Source organism: Haloarcula salina, assembly GCF_010119195.1.
Lineage (GTDB): Archaea > Halobacteriota > Halobacteria > Halobacteriales > Haloarculaceae > Haloarcula > Haloarcula salina.
In genome coordinates, this window is record NZ_WRXL01000004.1 from 260,693 (window position 1) to 278,146 (window position 17,454).

The window sequence follows — 17,454 nt, forward strand, 5'->3', positions numbered from 1 at the left end:
AATAATTCCTCTGTATCTTCATGTCGGGCGATCCAACAGTCAGTGTCGTCGTCCCAACGTACAATCGACCCGCCAGATTACACCGTGCGATAGAGTCAATCAGTGAACAGACGTACGGTAACATCGAAATCATCGTTGTCGACGACCACTCGAAAGAACCAGCCAGCTCGATTGTAGACGGCATTTCGACGGCATTCGATATCACGGTACTTCGACATTCGGAGAACAGGGGCGCCAATGCAGCGCGCAATTCGGGTATTGAACGAGCAACTGGAGAGTACATCTCCTTTCTCGACGACGACGACACCTGGGAACCGGATAAGATAACGAAACAGGTTCAAAAGATCGAATCCGAATCGATTGGTCTCGTCTACACCGGAATGAAACACATCAATGACGACGGAGAGGTCACCCAGGAGTCAAGACCACAGCAGACCGTTTCCTCTCCGGCCCAAATTCTGAAAAGTAACACAATCGGCTCCTTCTCGGTCGTCCTCGTGGATCGCGAAGTCATTTCACAGGTGGGGCTTCCGGACGAAAAACTTCCAATTTGGCAAGATAAAGAGTGGTATATCCGAATTGCAAGGCAATATGATCTAGCACCCGTCAAAGAGTCGCTCGTCAATCACCACCACGGCAGTGGTGACAGAGTTAGTGGCAATTTCGACGGACTCGTCGAAACGACGCTCCCACATATACTGACTGAGTTTCGAGACGAAATTGACTCCCAGAGCCTCGTCGAACGGCAACGGACCTACTCCGAGATTTATTACAGTATTTCACGGTACGGGCTGGCCACCGGACATTTCTCCGCCGCAAAACGGTACTCGCGGCTCGCCCTGATCCGATTTCCGTTCAATTACAAGGCATTAGCTGCATTCGTATTCTCTCTAAGAAAGGGATATCTATATTCGAGCTACAAGAGTATCGCCGACTGAGGAATCAAATAGAGAGCAAGCCATTTTCTCAAAGAGCTTTCGACCGGTAGCCGGCTCTCGTCCGAAAATGACCACGAGACACCTCGATATCTTGGAAGTCGTTCTAAGTGGTGACACAGAGTCGTTCAGTCCACGCTTGGAGAACACTGCTCGCCTATATTTCTATCACGATGCATCAAAGGGGGGTACGAAAGGCAGGTACAGCTCCCGAGATCAGATTCAGTCGTTCGTTGCGAGAGTCTTTCGCCAGTGACTTTTAATACGACCACCCGTTACTGATATTCAGAAGACATGAATGTCGTCCGGGAGACTCGCTAAGATGTCTACCACCGAGAGAGTTCTCTCGATGTCGAAACCACGTCCGTCTGATCTGCAACTTCTGGGCATCACTCGAACAACTGCTTCGACAGACTGCGTCTCGAGCGTCACCTAACCCATGGTTTACAGGAAGTAGCGTACTGTAATCGATCAGACTCCATACAATCCAGAACAAATCGGCAATGAAAGAGAGTACCAAAACTCGGAGAGGAGTCCGAACGAAACTGTATTTTATCGCCCTTTTTTTCCTGATTAGCGTTACTTGGTGGGTCGCTTTCAACTGGTCAACTGCGCCTCAAGTGATCGGGTATCTCCTGTTAATCAGTATCTACCTCCTGGCCCTGTTCGAATTGGAACTCTGTCCTCAGAACGGCTACAGATGGCGGCGTCCGCTCATCCTGCTTCTCGTTCCTCTCGTTCCCATACTGATCGTAATCGATCCCGTTGAAATTGGCCTCGTTGGGCACGATGCATACTGGACGCTCAATCACGCGAAAGAGTTCCGTAGTGGCCTGACGATAACTGGATTCACGGACGAGTACCTCTCGTTCCCGCTCTACTATGCGTTCGCACATGGGATCAATATCTTCGTCAGGGACCTGGAACTGACGGCGAAATACGTCCCACTCTTGACGGCCGCAACGCCCGCAATGTATTATCTCGGACTCCGGCGTTTGATGGCAGAACGGGCCGCCTACACATCCTCTGTAGGGGTTGCAAGCATCCAGACGCTCCTCTTTTTCGAAGCGATGTTTGTTGATGAGTCGCTAGCGGTACTGCTATTCTCGTCGCTTCCGCTATTTGGCCTGATCGCAACAAAGACATCCCATAGAGAGATAATTTGGCCTCCCCTCGTTGCGATTGCACTGACACATCATTTCCTTGCCGCTGTGACCCTAGCGTTCGTAGGTCTCTGGTGGGGAGTCCACTGGCGTGACAGCCAAGTAATGTCCAACCTCTTTAGAATCGATAGTAGACAGTTTGATCCGCCGGCGAGTGTCGTCGTCATCGGTTGTGTCTTCCTGTCAATCGCACTGTTTCTCCTGTACCCGTTCGCCCAAACCGTGTTGCGTGGCTTGTTTCAGTCGCTTGCCGCCGGACCCTCGGCTTCAACGGGTCAGGTATCAGTCTCGGTTATCCAACCGTCTCTGCAAGAGATGATCAAGTCTATCGGTGGCCGAGTTGCAACTGGACTCGTCGTCGGATTGGCTTTCTTGTCTGTCGTCTCCCGCCGAAAAATCCCCGAGTGGGAATTTTCGTGGGCCCTCTTTGGAGGAGGGTTAGCAGTGGTCTACGTCTTTACTCTCGCCGTCGGACAGATGCTTAATTTGGGTGGCACACGTCTCTACTTGCCGATGACGATAGTGCTTCTACCCGTCGCCATCTCTTATCTTCACCGTAGCGAGTGGCAGGCACGCACTGTGGCGTCGTATTTCGTGATAACCATCTTTGTCACGGCCCAGATATTCGCTCTCGCACCACCACTCGTATACTCAGACACCAGCACGGGGTATGTACACCACGGGCACTATACTGGACCTGCACATCAAGCAGCCGAGACGCTGGCTACAGTCGGATCAGACGAGACAACAGTCGTAGGCTACGAGCCAGAATTGTGGGAAGTCCGCGGTCAAACGCGGTTTCAGCGCTTCACTGAGGAACAATGGTTGTTCGTCGATTGTTCGGATGCGCTATATGCCTGGAAAGAAGCGACAGAGAAAGAGTTCAACATTCCACGCGAAACTTTTGAGCGAGATTACAACAAAATATACGACGCTGGGTCGATATCGCTATCCCGGTGTCGAATCCCACCGGGACTGCGGAAATCGTTCTAAGTGAGGACCTGCGATCCGATTGTTTGTTCTCACTCGCCGCACCATTTATGTATCTGTCAATTTTGTAATTAGACAATGGGAAAACATAACGTCTTACTGGTCGTTTTAGATTCAGTTCGGGCACAGAACACGTCACTCCACGGGTACCACAGAGAGACAACGCCCGAGATCGACTCATTTGCCGAAGAGGCGACCAAATATACGCAAGCTAGGGCACCCGGTTCGTGGACACTAGCGAGCCACTCTAGCATGTTCACCGGCCTTCACGTCGATGAACACTTAATGACACACAACGATCATGCAATTGAATCTGGTAATTCTGTCTGGAATCGTTTATCGAAACAGGGCTACCAGACCGGTATATTTTCAGAGAACCCATTTCTTACCCGGGGTTCAACCGGGTTAGATTCGGGATTCGACACCGTCGATGCAACGGATAAGAAACGCCTTCCGTATCCGGGTGCGGTCGATCCATTCGACTATGTCCACGATTACGATGCGTTCGCAATAGAGTCGATTAGACGTGCATGTCCCCTCAGATCGTTTCTAAATGGCATCGTGGCAATGTACGAACCGGACGCCCTCGATGGACTTGGTGCGCGTGAGGCAGGGAAAACCCCGGCACAGCGAACAATTGATTCCTTTCTCGACTGGCATCAATCTGTAAGTTCGGGTCCCTGGGGAGCATGTCTTAACGTCATGGATGCCCATTGGCCATACGAACCTCGTGAACGTATCTGGGCAGACAGGGAAACCGAGCGGTTACAGAGCGAACTCGATTCGGATAGTTTCTGGAAGTTCGAGGGCGGCCAACGTCCTTGGTCAGACTGGAAAGCGATGGAGGACCTCTACGACGACTGTATCCGACAGGCGGACGCGGCCATCGGGAGTCTACTTGAGGAACTCGACCGGCGGAATGCGATAACCGACACGATTATTATTATTACGAGTGATCACGGCGAAGCATTCGGTGAACAGTCCGTCTTGCGAGACACACGGGTCAGAGAGCACGGGAATGGCATCATCCACGAAACGGTAACGCATGTCCCGCTCGTAATCCGTTGGCCCAATAGTAGAACGAGTCGGGACGTCCCGTCGCCGGTATCTCTCACGTGGCTAGGTGATATACTGGACACCGCAGCTATCGAGGACTGTGTCGAGGAACCACTGGCCCGACATCAAAATTCGGTTCTCTGCTCCACCCATGGTCTCGAAGAATCGGAGAGCAAGTACAAGAGCGGGACCGAATACGTCAACGACATGCGCCCATTCGCCGGTCAGTCGCGTGCAGTCTACGAAAATCATCCCGCCGGTGTCCGAAAATACGTCGAATTCCGAGGCCCGAAGGACAATAGAAACACGGCGACGGTCCACATTTCTGATGATGGTGAGCGGACGGTCGAAGCGGAGACTGACGACGGCCGCGTGCGGGAGATATTCGCGGGCATCGACGACGCGTCAGTACGGCAGAGTAGTCGGGCACATATCGATGATGATCTCGAAGAGCAGCTAGCGGATCTCGGCTATGTGTGACGAATTCTAACGGTTGTAAAATACAATACCGCTTTCTCTCACCTACAGATGACAATCAGAGGTACATAACACCAATATTACAATGCTGTGGCGAATCTACGGCTGTAGATGCAAACCGATCTATTCAAAGGATTTATTTCGATATTTACGGGGAAAATCGGTGCTGTGGTGCTAAAGGTAGCGATTGTTCCGCTACTCGTTCGCTTCCTTGGTAGTTCAAAATACGGTGAATATGCCTTCGTTATGTCTCTCCTAGGAATCCTGATGATTCTGGTAAACGCAGGCATCAACGACGGTGTTCGGAAATACGTCGCGGAAAACAGGAGTCAAAATGGGTGGGCAGATAACGTCGTCGGCTTCTACACGAGGTTCGGTGCAATACTGGCCTGTATGGGGGCACTTGTCCTGTTTCTCGCCAATGCCTCGGGTATCACAGCAATTCTAATCGGAGAGACGTTTGAACCATATCTTAACATTCTCTCGATTATCATCGTTAGCAGGCAGTTCTTCTCTATTACTCGCAGTTCGCTCATGGGGAAGGGATTAGAACATCTCTCCGAGCCGATGCGGTTTTTGCGGATGTTATTCTTCGGAATTGTTGGGGTCGGGGCAGCCTATCTAGGTTTCGGTGTCTCGGGAGTCCTCACCGGACATCTGGTCGCCAGCGTCATTACGACGGGTATCGGCATAGTTCTCATTAGGCGACGCTTCGACCTTCGATCGATATTTCGGAAATTACCGACTAATTTCCCTCGTCGAGAACTCGTTGCATTCAACTCGTCGACCGTCGTCTTGATACTCTTGATTAATTCGCTGTATCACACAGACGTACTGCTGTTACAGCCGTTAGCCGGGAGCACGGCGACAGGATATTATCGAGCGGCGTTGCAAGTCGCAGAGTTCCTGTGGTTCGCACCGTTTGCATTGCAAATGGCACTCTTGCACTCCTCTTCAGAGCTGTGGGTTCACCGCGATTCCTCGTATATTACCGATGTAGCCTCACGAGTAACACGGTACACGTTCCTCTTTACGCTGTTACTGATTCTGGGTCTGGCCGCACTGGCCGATTCATTCGTTCCACTGTACTTTAGCGAAGAGTTCACTCCCGCCATCGTTCCGCTCTTGATTCTCCTTCCGGGTTCGCTCGGGTTCGCGGTTTCACGGCCGATTTTTGCGATTGGACAGGGAAAAGGAGACTTTCGGCCACTAATCGTCGCTACTGGGGTTGCCGCAACGGTGAATCTGATTCTCAACCTTTCATTAATTCCACGCTATGGGATGACCGGGGCGGCAATATCGACCAGTGTCGGATATGGATCGATGCTTCTCCTGCAAGGTGCCGCTGCGAGATACATCGGTTACGATCCATTTGCCGACTTGCGACTAGGTCGCATCTCGCTGACTGGCATAGTGGCTGCGCCGGTCATATTCGGCATAGATTATCTCATTACCTCAGACGTTCTCTCACTGCTTATCGTACCTCCGCTCGGCTTCCTCGTGTATGCCGTCTTGGCGTTTCGTACTCGAGCAATAGATCGCCAAGCGGTACTCTCTGCATTGGATCGCGTTCCGTCGTCACTTCAAGACCGGCTCAAAACGCTGATAGATTATATTTAGTGACGATCCGAAGGCAGTGTTTAAACACGGCTGTGCCGTCTTTCGAGACGGTGTAAACAGCTCCGTAGTTTTCAGACTATAAGCACTGAAGGGCAGTGAGTACCGAGGGATCTGTGGTCCCCCGAACAACAGCGACTCCCCGATGTAACGATCCAGGGAGGTCTGACTCTCCGAACTGCGCACTGCTACCTGGAGCATGACCCGACAGATGAGCCCACGATTTTTCACCAGAGAGTCACACGAAGACGTATGCGACGACTGGTCCTCGCCGTATGTCTCGTTTCCTTCCTCGCCGGGTGCAGTGCCCTCTCTGGCGGCAGTCCGCCGCCGAGTGACGAGCGCGCTGTCACGGCCGTCGAGGCGGTGAATACCTCAGTTTCGACCGTCGAAACGTACCGATTCGAGACGGAGATGCACGTCGCCGCGTCGGATGGTGAGAACTCGCGGACGGTGCGAGTCGACGGGAATGGTGTCGTAAACATCTCCGCGAAGCGGATGCGAGCGACGACACGGACACGGGGGCAAACGGTCGATTCCTACGTCGATGGATACAGAGCATACCAGGGGTGTCAGGAGCCGTGGGACGGCTACGCTGTCGAGAACGTCTCGCGGTCGGAGCCCTGGACGACCGCGACACCCCTCCATCGACAGCTCACGCTCTTCGAACGGTCGAACGTCTACTGGGAGGGTAACGAGACAATCGACGGCAACCGAACGATGCTCGTCAGTGCCGCTCCGAGCGCTGAGACCATTCAGTCAGTGATGGACCGTAACGGAGCGAGCAACGTTGCGCTGAATCGCGGATCCCTCGAGAACGCGACGGCACGTCTCTGGATCGACCCAGACACGAATCGACCCGTCAAATCGGAACTGCGACTGCAACTCTCACAGCGCGGCGCGACGGCAACCGCGACGCTCACGCTCTCCTACACTGGCTACGGAGAGCCGGCTCAGATCGCGATTCCGCCGGCTGTCTACGACGACCCATACGAACTCGGCTGTCCCGGCGCGGGCTGAACTCCCATCTACCGCCCTGACCACAAGAATTACTTATCTATCATCGTCAGAATAGCCATGGCAGTTGGTGACACACGATTGGGGACACTACTCGACCAGTGGTGCGGGAGAGCGTTCCTCCTCGCGGGTGGGTTGTTCGTTGTCTTCGCGGGGCTCTGGGGTGCGTTCGCGTTCACATCGGTGTCATCGGAGTCCGTCCAGAATGTCGTTGGGCCAGTCGGCTGGACAATCGCATTTGTTGGATTGCTTGGCATTTACTCGAAAGTCGCTGCTGGGGGCCACGTCCTCCCGAAAGCAGCAGTGGTGTTCGCCGGCATTGGGTGTCTCGGTGGAAGCGTAACTGCGGTCGGAAACCTCGCGACGGTACTCGACGTGATCCCGGCGCTCCCAGCGTGGTTTGCCGCGCTACAACTGTTGTTGCTCGTTGGTATCATCCCGGGTTTTCTCACGGCTGCGGCAGTCGTCCTCCGTTTGAGTCGCACGACGCGACGACTTGGCCTCTTCCTGATACTCCCCGCTGTAATCTTCGCTGTGAACATCGTCCGGGTTGCGACGCTTGGGTCCACAACGCCGATCTGGTCGCCGTTCGTGCTCGGAGCAGCACAGGCAGTCGTGTTGTTGGGTATTGGGTGGACCATCTCTACAGGCCAATTACAATCTGAGCAATACCCCCGGGCGTCGGGTTCCTCGGTAGAATAGCCGTGACAAAGCGTCGCCTCCTTGGGCTATCGCCATCCACCAAATAATGGGTCACTCATCAAAATTGAGCGCACTCATTCTTGAGCAATTCACGCAGGGTATCTCTCGAAGGTTCCCGATCTGTGCTGTTTGAGTGTTTCGACGGGGCCGAATAATCGTACTCATCGATCATCAGAGCGAGATTCACCCGCTGAAATTATTCACTAGATAATTACATATCCTCTCCAATCGAACGATCAGAGTACTGAGGGACACTCCATACAGACGGTCATCCCCGTCGGTGGGAACGTGCCGGCAAATCCGCTCTGCAAGAGCCAGGTTCAGAGTTGATGTGTGGTCGCTTGGGCTGCCTCTTGGTAGAAGGTGCCAGCAATGAAACGTAATAAACACGATGTGCCAGTCAAAGTCGACACTCCCGACGCCGTCGCCCGGCAACAGATGGACTTCGGCGACACGAGCGGATACGGGGAACTCAGTGGCGAATACTTCACCCTCGGTGCGGGGACGGACCTCACGCCGCTCTTGAAGGGACTCGAAGCGGACCTCTGTCAGTGCCCCCACTGGGGATACGTCTTGGAGGGATCACTCACTGCCAGCTACTCGGACGGTCGCGAGGAGGACACCGAGACTGGTGAACTCTTCTACTGGCCGCCGGGCCACACGGTCTGGGCAAACGACGATGCCGAGTTCGTCATGTTCAGTCCACAGGAAGAGCATGCCGCGGTCCTCGATCACGTTCTGGAAAAACTGAGCGAGGATGTATGATGGAACAATCCAACACGGTGTCCCCGGAACGGGATCTGGATGCGGAGGTTGCGTGCCCACACTGTGAGCGGCCAGTGACTGTCTCGGTACCGGATCGGGAAGCCGATTTGACGGTGAGTCAATACGTGGCCGCATTCGGCGAGCATAGCGTCGCCCGCTGTCCAGCGGGGCACAGATTCTGGGTGTATTACTGCTGAGACCGGCCGTCTCGGCTCTTCTCGATCGTTCGAAGAACGAAGAATTATATACCGAATGTGTGAATGTCTAGCATGGATCCCGCGATTCAGGACATCGATTTTCTGGCGCGGTCGGACCACCGCGTCGCGGTACTGGAAGTACTTTCGAACGGACAGCACGATCGGCGCGAGTTACGCGCTGCAACGGGGGCCTCCGATCCCACGATCGGACGAGTCATCCGTGACTTCGAGGACCGTTCGTGGATCGGACGTGACGGTCCAAACTACGAGCTCACGTCGTTGGGGACGTTCGTAACGGAGCGGTTCCTCGAATTACGCGAAGGGATGCGGACGGCCGAAACACTCCGCGAAGTCTGGCACTGGCTCCCTCGCGAGATGGAGGGATTTACAGTCGAATACTTCGAAGACGCTGTCGTCGCGTATCCGGGGCCGAACTATCCATACACGCCAATGGAGCGGGTGACGCACCTCCTCGAATCGACTGATTCGATTCGCGGGCTCGGGACGACGATCTACAAGTCGGGGAACCTTGACGTGTTTTGCCGACGCGTGATCGAGGGAATGGAGACGGAGTATCTCTACTCGCCTCCGATTCTCCAGGCGATTGTCGAATGGAATCCCGATCTGACCGCCCGAGCGTTCGAATGTGATAACTGCACCGTCTTCCTTCACGACGATCTTCCGGATGACACCCGGTGTGGTCTCAATATCATGGACGACTGTATCGGCATCTGTGGTCACAATCCCGACACCGCCCAACTCGAAGCCGTGATCGACACGTCCTCACCCGAATCTCGGAACTGGGCGGAGAATGTCTACGAGCAGTGTCGGATGGAGGCACGGCCCTTCGACGCCCAAGAGATAGAACGCGCTGAGATAGACTCACAGAGGAACACGCTCCGCGTCGAGCCAGAGTAGTCTCCAGGAGGATTCCCTCGTTCTGTCATCCTTGTTGCAATCTGTAGGTTCGACGTTGGACGACGACTGTCCACTGCACAAAATAGACAACCACTCGACCACGTCCGAGGTCTGTCTCGAGTCGACGATAACGTACGTTCGATCACGGCTCGTCCCATCCGCTCCCAGCAAATTGTACTGGACCATCGTCGCGAGGTCGTTCCGGCAGGTCCGGTTGGTCCGCGGATCTTCGACTCGCTCCGTGTAGTGGTCGTAGATCTCGCCCGGTCCGAGCGGGCCGTGTTCGCGAACGACATCGTAGACTGCTCGTTGCTGGGTCAGTTCGACTTCGTGACCAGCACCCACCGCGCCGTCCTGATGTCGTATTTCGAGAATAGCGTTCGCACTCCTGTGTCTGTTGTCATTCATTTCACGACAGAAACTGGCTGTACTCGTAACTACACCGAGTAAGAGTGTTCGTTGCTGTGTGTAACTGCTGGCTGATGATCAGTCTTCGAACTCGAAAATCCGCCGCAGTTCCTGTTCGATAGTGTCCGTAAAGCGTTCGAGCACCGCATTGAAAGTCTCCTCGTCGCCGGGGAGTGCCGCCGCCCGCTCGGCGGTGTCCTCTGGGAGCACGACGCGAAAGTCGCCGTCTCCCTCGTACATCGGCTCGCTCTCGCTGAGGATTTGCCGGTCGATTCCCCGGAGTATCTCGGAATCACACTGCCCGTGGAGGGACTGATACGCGTTCGAGTAGGCCGTCTCGAGTTCTTCGAAATAGTGGACGTACTTCTCCTCGAACTTCTCCGGGTCGAACTCGGTCATTGCTGGCACTGACGAAGGCGAGAGTGAAGGGTTCTGTGACTGAGGACGGTGAAAAACGCCATTCGACGCTCGAACGTCTACTGGGAGGGGAACAAAACCGTCGACGAGAATCGAACGGTGCTCGTCAGCGCCGCTCCGAGCACTGAGACTGCAACTCTCACAGCGCGGCGCGACGGCAACCGCGACGGTCACGCTCTCCTACACTGGCTACGGAGAGCCGGCCCAGATCACGTTTCCGACGGCGGTGTACGACGACCAGTACGAACTCGGCTGTTCCGGCGCGGACTGAACTCCCGGCAGTGTATGCCTGGCTGCGACTGTCGACGGAACGGATAGCGTGCTGCATGCGGAACGGCTCGACAGCACCACCTCTGATTAAGTACGCGTCCACGCAACAGACGGTCGAATGGAGTCGGAGCCGAGCGACGACGTGCCGATCGAGATGCTACAGGGGCCCTCGAAGCAGAGCGGGTCACGTACGACGCGCTGAACGCCGATATCGGCTCGCTCCTCGAGGGCGCATCGCGACTCGAATTCGACTACGCCGTCGGTGACGTTTCCGAGCCCGCCTCAATCTCAGACGGATCACAGTTGCCAGCGATCACCCGGTCGCGAACACGTGACGAGCCGTTCAGCGAGCGCGCGCAATTCGCCGCAACCGAAGTGAATGCACGGGACGGGAATATCGGCGTCTGGGATTTCGACCCCCAGACACCGGAGCCGACGCCGGAGCCAACCCCGACGCCCGAGCAGACCGGGGATAGACTGATCGTTGCGAACATCCACGAAGATGCGTCCGGGAACGACCACGAAAACGAGAACGACGAATACGTCGTCTTCGAGAACACGGGTGAGACGACGCTGGACTTGTCTGGATGGACCGTCGAAGACGAAGCCGATAACACCTATCACTTCCCGGATGGTTTCGAACTCGAACCAGGTTCGAAAGTCACCTTGTACACCGGGAGCGGCACGGACACGGAGGCAGAACTGTACTGGGGGTCGGATGCGGCGATCTGGAACAACGGTGGAGACACGATCTACGTGATGGACGAAGATGGTGAGACCGTCGTCGAGAAGACGTACTGAGTGTCCGAATAGCGAATTGCTTGCTATCTGGTGTCGCGTAGCGGTCACCACCGGACTGTCGCGACGGTACGGACTGACAATCCGGAGTCTCGACTGCCCATCGAAGACTTCCGGCTGTTCTTGGCCGTGAACACGGGAAATTCCAGTGGATCGCCATCGTACTGGTAATTAGCGGTCTGTCTCGCTCCCCCACACGAGTTACGCTCGGACCGACAGTGAGCGGCTAGTGCGGGCTCGCTCCACTATCTGACTGACCGGCTACGTCCGTTCCAGCCTCCGCGGTATCGTCGGGAATCGAAGGATCGTCGGCGGCATCGGTGCCCGGTGAACTCGAGTCACCGTCGGTCGTCTCGGCCGTCTGGCTCTCGCTTTCACCGGACGCTGCATCGTCGTTCTGCCCGGGAGTTAGCTCGCGACGGACCAGGTCGGCGAACTCGGCGGGTTCGTACACCTGGTCGACCGAGACCGACAGGCCGCCGCTGGCGCCGGATCGGACGGTCACGTTCCCCAGTCCGAACAGGGAGTCCCAGGCCGACCGATGCTCCTCGACGCCGCGGACCTTCTGCAGCGGGACCTCGTTGCGAAGCAGCGAGATGAACCGATACTCTTCGACGACTCGCTGGTTCGTCAGGACGTATCTCGTGAGCGTGTTCTGCCAGTAGCGATAGAGGCCCCTGGAAAACAGAGCCAGTCCGACGGCGAGCGCGAGCGTCGGCTGGTACAGCGGGCGTTGCGTGAAGTACAGCAAGTAGCCGCCGAAGCCGAGGAGGGGAACGGCGACCACGGCCTCCGCGAGCGCGTTTCGCTGTGCGGGAGTTCTGTCCTCGACGACCTGCTCGCCGTCGCGTAACTGCAAGGCCTCGGGCGCGGCGACGTAGTGGACGTACGCTCCCATCCCGGTGACGAACAGCCCGAACGCCGCCGTGAGGAGCCCGACCGACGGAGACGTCTCGGGCTGTGACGCGACCAGCGGGTAGGCGGCCGCGAACCCGTAGAGGTAGACGCCGGCGGCGACCAGCGGAACGCCGAAGATCGAGCCCCAGACGGCGGGGAGTCCTCGCCCCATCTGTCAGGCCCCCGTGAACAGTTCGTAGAGGATCGCCAGAACGGAGCTGGCCGTCCCGATGATCGTCAGCGTCATCTGGTCGAGCGTGGTTTCCCCGCACCGAGCGAAGAAGCCCCGTTCACACGTCTCCTCGTCGGAGGAAGTGGTCTCGTCGGGTCCGTCGACGAACGCGGGTGTCGCACGCGGTGTCGCCGTCGCCGTCTCCGTGACGCCCCCGTGGACCGTGACATCGCCGCTGGCGAGCGACGTGTTCCCCACGGCGATAGACTGCGTCACGGTTTGCGAGGAGAGCGGGAAGACTGCCCGTTCCACGTCCGCGTAGGCGACTTCGAACTCGACGGTGCGCCGCTGCCCCGCGGGAATCTCGATACTCCGGGTCTCGACGGTGGTGCCGCCGAGTCGGTAGACGAACTGGCCGTCGAACGCGGCCGTATCGACGTTCCTGACGGGGACGGTGACGGTGTACTGCTCGCCTTCGCGAACGTCTGTCGGGAGCGTTGGCTCCTGTGGCGCCAGCGAGTCCGCGCTCGCGCTGGACCCGCTCCGCAACTGGACGGCGTCACCGACGCTGGCCCCGCCGGAGGTGGCAATGCTATGGTCGTACGTCCGTCCTCGCTGGACGGCTGTGGCCTTCGTCTCGATCCTGTCAGCAGTGACGGCGAATGCGACCTGCTTTCGCTCACCGCCCCCGACGGTGACTGTCTTCTCCGCGACGACCGAGCTCGCGAAGCGGTACGTTACCTCCCGCGTGACCGTGGTTTCAGTGGGGTTCGAGACGGTCGCCAGGACGACGAACTGCCGGTCGTTCGGGGCCGTGGCAGGCCCCTGGAAGCCCCCGATCGTCAGGTCGATGTCCGGCGTCACGCGCAGGTAGCGCGGCGTCCCCTCTCCTGACTCGTTTCGGACACCGTGAACGTACGTCCCGGTATCGAGAGCGTCAGTTCCGGTCACGCTCCCGTTGGCGGTCAGCACGAAGCGGAGGTGCCGAGATTCGCCGGCCGCTAGCGCCACTGTCCGATCGCTCACCGTTGCGCCGTTGAATCGGTACTCGATCCGCTCCGAGCGGTTCTCGTCGGTGGGGTTCCGCACCGTCGTGTCCACCGCGTACGTCTCTCCCGGGCGGATTCGGTCGGGGGCCGAGATGTTCGTGACTGCTATTCCAGGCGGCGCGTCGGGCCGAGGCTCGGTGTCCCGAACCGTCCGCGTGGGATGTCGCGTCACCGTCTGCGTGGGTTCGGCTGTCGCTGTCGGTGTCGGCGTTGCAGGCTGCGTTTGCGTCGGCGTCGACGTGGGCGTCGGCGTAGCGGTCCGAGCAGGTGTCTCGGTGGGCGTCGGTGTCTGCGTGCGCGTCGCACCCGGCGTCGCGGTACCTGTCGGTGTCGCAGTGCCTGCCGGGGTCGCGTTCTGTGTCGAGGTGGCCCCTTGTCGTATCGCCCGGTCACCCGGTTCAGCAGTCGTGGCCTGCGGACGGTCACCGTGGTCCGCGGTGGCAACACCCACCGCTGCGAGCGGGTTCAGTAGCATCGACGCACCGACGAACAGAGCCAGGAGGGTCGCTGCTCGAGGGCGCTCTGTGCCGGAGAGTATGTGCGGTATTTCCATTCCTATGTTAATTATTAGCTTCTGATATTATTTCGAGTGTCGTCAGCGTTGGCGGAGCTGTCCGTAGTTCGCGCTCCCGTACTGGACTCACTGATCGACCGTCTCCGAGGACCGTTTCGTTGGCATGGGTGAGCGTGAGATGGTGGCAGGAATAAACGTTTGGCTGAAATAATCAACTTTGAAAAATATCGGGCGACAGCACCCTGAACTGTGAGCATCTGACCCCTGACGGTCGGCCTTCCAGTCACGGTAATTGGGAGGAGTCTGTCGCTGCGCTGTTGTCGTACTCGGAGTCATATTCCGACGCTCTGGCGCTTCAGTGGCCCAAATTTCGCCCACGAGTAGAAAAAGACCGAAAAGCACTCTCAAAGAACACCGAGCAGATCCACGTGCCAACTAACCCCGCTCAAGATTCAGATTGATACAGTCAGATATCCTAGGCAGCCTGATAGAACAAGTGTGTCTTTATACATAGTGTTCAAATCATCGCCGTCGTCGTGTATCTCGACCTGAGCCTGAAATAGAAGGGTATCAATCCGTCTATCCAGAGATAGCGCGAAAGGTTGGGCCGATCAGCGACAGTCGTGTTCCGGCATTGAATATATAAATAGAATCTGACCAATACATTGTAGTGAATTATTTCACATATTTTCTGGTGGCGATGTCCAAGCCGATCGTTTCGACAGCCGAGGCGTTCAGGGCAGGCCCAGAGTTCACAGCATCTCGTCGATGTGTTCCGCGGTCTTCAGCGCCAGGGCGGCAATAGTCAGTGTTGGATTGTTCGCACCGCCGGTGGGGAACACGCTCGAGGACGCGATCCAGCGGTTCGAGAGATCGTGCGTTTGACATTTTTCGTTCACCACACTCTCCGCCGGATTGGTTCCCATCCGCGTGGTTCCCATATGGTGGGTGCTCAGGCTTCTGACCTCCAGCGTCGACACGCTGGTGATCTCGGCCCCGATCCCGACACGATCGATTCCTGAACCTCGCGACAATGCTCCAATTAGATTATCTTCTTTCACGCCTCTTTTTCATCTTCTGACAGTAAATTCCGATTCCTGACCTTCGCAACTGGACTGAATATATTGATGTAGGCCCGCACGAATCATCCGCCGTGCATCGTGTAACCCTCGATACCTGGCTCGATGGCTGCCCGCTCGGTCGGGTGACCGCGAATCACGATGTGGCCCTGACGACGCCGTACTGGAACGTCTCGCCGGAGACCGGCCAGTGGGACCTCTGGGTCGAGGCGGCGGCCGACGACCGAACGGACCTGGAGGCCGGCCTCCGGGCGCTCAGAGACGCGAACGCGATATCGGCCTTCGAGTTGAAGCGGAAACGCGGCTCGCGGGCGACGACCCGCGTGCTGCTGGACGAGACGGTGGCGATCGACCCGGTTCTGGCCAACGGCGGAGCAGTGATCGGTCCGTTCACCGACGTCGACGGCCGGGAGCGCTGGCATCTCGGGTTCGCGGACGCCGGCGCTATCGACGCCGCGCTGGGCCGCCTCGACCGTCGACACGAGTTTACCGTCGTCGAACACACCGCCCTCAACGACCGCAAGAGCGCAAACGTCTTCCGGCAGTTCGAGGAGGCGGCCGCGCTACTCGACGGGTTCGCAGAGCTCACGGAGACCGAAGCGCGGGTCCTCCACACGGCGGTCGAACACGGATACTTCGAAACGCCGCGGGACGAGACCCTCGCGTCGCTGGGTGAGCGCTGTGGGATCTCCGACGCCGCCGTGTCGAAGACGCTCCGCCGGGCGGAGCGAAAGCTCCTCGGCGCGGCCGTCACTGCGCTCGAAACCGTCGACGACCCGGCTGACGAACGCCGTCTGGACGAGAGTTAGGATACTAACCCACCCGTTCACCGTGTTTGGAGCCGTCTCCCAACGCGATGGGCGACGATGGAGCCGCAACGCCTGAACAGTCCGCCGGCCCTCCTGCGTCTCGATGCGGGGTCGGTGTCGGAGAATGACGGGGTCGAGACTCACACCCCGGTATCGTACCGCCGGCCTGTTCGTCCTCCTGGCGGCCATCTGGGGCGGGACGTATCCGGCCGTGACCGTCGGGCTCGACGCGTTTCCGCCGATCCTGTACGCCGCGCTTCGCCTGGACCTCGGCGCGGTCGTCCTGCTCCTGTACGTCGGGCGATCGGAGGACTACTGGCGACCGCGGGACGCGCGCGACTGGGCCTCGGTGCTCTCGGGCGGCCTCCTGACGCTGGCGGGCTACAGCGTCCTCCAGAACGTCGGCCAGCAGACCGTCCCGAGCGCGATCGCCGCCGTCCTCACGGGACTGATACCGATACTGACGATCGGATTCGCGAGGATGTTCCTCCCCGAGGAGACGTTCGGGCTCACCGAACTGGCCGGCGTCGGCTTCGGGTTCCTCGGCCTGTCGGTGATAACCAGCCCCGACCCCGCGAACCTGCTCTCGGGGAACACCGTCGGACAGGCGGTCCTGGTACTCGCGGCCGCGTCTTTCGCGCTCGGCGGCGTCCTCACGCAGCGGGCGGACGCTGAGATGCCGTTCCCCGCTCGAACCGCGTGGGCGATGGTCGTCGGCGCCGCCGTCACGCACCTCGCCAGCCTCGCGAGCCCGAGCGAATCCGTCTCGCAAGTGCAGTTGTCCGTCCCCGGTCTGCTCGGGCTGGTCTATCTGGGCGTCTTCGTGAGCGCGGCCGGCTATCTGCTGTACTTTTCGCTCCTCCCGCGGCTGGGCTCCGTCGAACTCAATCTCGTCACGTACGCGACCGCGATGTTCGGGACGGTGTTCAGTTGGCTCCTGTTCACGGAGCCGGTGACGACCGAGACGCTCGTCGGCTTCGGACTCGTCGCCGTCGGGTTCGCGCTCCTCAAACGCGAGCAGCTACACGAGGCGTACCGGAAACGCCGCAGCGGCGTCGAGGCGGAGTGAGCGCGGACCGTGACATCGTCGGCTCCGTGACGGACGAACTCCCTACGCGTCCCAACCTCACCCGTCCGGACAATAGGGATACCGAGATGCCAACCATGGTCGGCCACGGATATAACTGACACCTCTAGAACGAAC

The 17,454-nt window shown here is 58.0% G+C and carries 15 protein-coding genes and 2 pseudogenes; 12 read left to right on the plus strand and 5 right to left on the minus strand.

Annotated features, from left to right (window positions below; translation table 11 throughout):
- The first annotated feature begins 20 nt into the window (after positions 1-20).
- The 9 genes from GM656_RS12680 to GM656_RS12715 all read left to right on the plus strand — a co-directional run bounded on the left by GM656_RS12680 (position 21) and on the right by GM656_RS12715 (position 9,837).
- The gene (locus GM656_RS12680) at positions 21-938 is read left to right on the plus strand and encodes a glycosyltransferase family 2 protein (RefSeq protein ID WP_162414045.1); all 918 of its coding nucleotides are present in this window, start codon (positions 21-23) and stop codon (positions 936-938) included.
- Positions 939-1,438: 500 nt separating this feature from the next.
- The gene (locus GM656_RS12685; RefSeq protein WP_162414046.1) at positions 1,439-3,091 is read left to right on the plus strand and encodes a hypothetical protein; all 1,653 of its coding nucleotides are present in this window, start codon (positions 1,439-1,441) and stop codon (positions 3,089-3,091) included.
- A 75-nt stretch (positions 3,092-3,166) separates the two neighbouring features.
- Entirely contained in the window at positions 3,167-4,624 is a 1,458-nt protein-coding gene (locus tag GM656_RS12690; RefSeq protein ID WP_162414047.1) for a sulfatase-like hydrolase/transferase, read from the plus strand.
- Positions 4,625-4,732: 108 nt separating this feature from the next.
- Entirely contained in the window at positions 4,733-6,241 is a 1,509-nt protein-coding gene (locus GM656_RS12695; protein WP_162414048.1) for a flippase, read from the plus strand.
- 249 nt (positions 6,242-6,490) lie between these two features.
- Positions 6,491-7,258: a hypothetical protein gene (locus tag GM656_RS12700; protein ID WP_174242980.1), complete on the plus strand. Its 768-nt coding sequence runs from the start codon at positions 6,491-6,493 to the stop codon at positions 7,256-7,258.
- A 57-nt stretch (positions 7,259-7,315) separates the two neighbouring features.
- Positions 7,316-7,957: a hypothetical protein gene (locus GM656_RS12705; RefSeq protein WP_162414049.1), complete on the plus strand. Its 642-nt coding sequence runs from the start codon at positions 7,316-7,318 to the stop codon at positions 7,955-7,957.
- A gap of 372 nt (positions 7,958-8,329) precedes the next feature.
- Positions 8,330-8,722 (plus strand): cupin domain-containing protein, encoded by a 393-nt coding sequence (locus GM656_RS12710; RefSeq protein WP_162414050.1) that lies wholly within the window; start codon positions 8,330-8,332, stop codon positions 8,720-8,722.
- Positions 8,722-8,919: a hypothetical protein gene (locus GM656_RS19675; RefSeq protein ID WP_449405227.1), complete on the plus strand. Its 198-nt coding sequence runs from the start codon at positions 8,722-8,724 to the stop codon at positions 8,917-8,919. Before GM656_RS12710 ends, GM656_RS19675 begins: the two co-directional genes overlap by 1 nt.
- Before the next feature lie 72 nt (positions 8,920-8,991).
- On the plus strand, positions 8,992-9,837 hold the full coding sequence (locus GM656_RS12715) for a helix-turn-helix transcriptional regulator (RefSeq protein ID WP_162414051.1): 846 nt from the start codon (positions 8,992-8,994) through the stop codon (positions 9,835-9,837).
- Between the two features lie 105 nt (positions 9,838-9,942).
- On the opposite strand, the pseudogene GM656_RS19580 reads toward GM656_RS12715, so the two are convergent.
- Both GM656_RS19580 and GM656_RS12725 read right to left on the minus strand, forming a co-directional pair.
- A pseudogene (locus GM656_RS19580) lies at positions 9,943-10,149 on the minus strand (AAA family ATPase); the annotation flags it as partial.
- 174 nt (positions 10,150-10,323) lie between these two features.
- Positions 10,324-10,644: a DUF5783 family protein gene (locus GM656_RS12725; protein WP_162414052.1), complete on the minus strand. Its 321-nt coding sequence runs from the start codon at positions 10,642-10,644 to the stop codon at positions 10,324-10,326.
- A 591-nt stretch (positions 10,645-11,235) separates the two neighbouring features.
- On the opposite strand from GM656_RS12725, the gene GM656_RS12730 reads away from it, so the two are divergent.
- A complete protein-coding gene (locus tag GM656_RS12730; protein ID WP_241692765.1) occupies positions 11,236-11,733 on the plus strand; it encodes a lamin tail domain-containing protein in 498 nt (165 codons plus the stop codon).
- Positions 11,734-11,956: 223 nt separating this feature from the next.
- Here the strand turns inward: GM656_RS12730 and GM656_RS12735 are convergent, their stop codons facing one another.
- From GM656_RS12735 to GM656_RS12745, 3 genes and pseudogenes are all read right to left on the minus strand, one after another.
- Complete coding sequence (locus GM656_RS12735) at positions 11,957-12,799, minus strand: PH domain-containing protein (protein ID WP_162414053.1); 843 nt, start codon at positions 12,797-12,799, stop codon at positions 11,957-11,959.
- A 3-nt stretch (positions 12,800-12,802) separates the two neighbouring features.
- The gene (locus GM656_RS12740; RefSeq protein ID WP_162414054.1) at positions 12,803-13,900 is read right to left on the minus strand and encodes a PH domain-containing protein; all 1,098 of its coding nucleotides are present in this window, start codon (positions 13,898-13,900) and stop codon (positions 12,803-12,805) included.
- 1,214 nt (positions 13,901-15,114) lie between these two features.
- Positions 15,115-15,404 (minus strand): annotated as a pseudogene (locus GM656_RS12745) (GMC oxidoreductase); the annotation flags it as partial.
- 111 nt (positions 15,405-15,515) lie between these two features.
- Between GM656_RS12745 and GM656_RS12750 the strand changes: the two are divergent.
- Together GM656_RS12750 and GM656_RS12755 are read left to right on the plus strand one after the other, a co-directional pair.
- Entirely contained in the window at positions 15,516-16,250 is a 735-nt protein-coding gene (locus tag GM656_RS12750; protein ID WP_162414055.1) for a helix-turn-helix domain-containing protein, read from the plus strand.
- Positions 16,251-16,374: 124 nt separating this feature from the next.
- The gene (locus GM656_RS12755) at positions 16,375-17,319 is read left to right on the plus strand and encodes a DMT family transporter (protein ID WP_162414056.1); all 945 of its coding nucleotides are present in this window, start codon (positions 16,375-16,377) and stop codon (positions 17,317-17,319) included.
- Positions 17,320-17,454 lie beyond the last annotated feature (135 nt).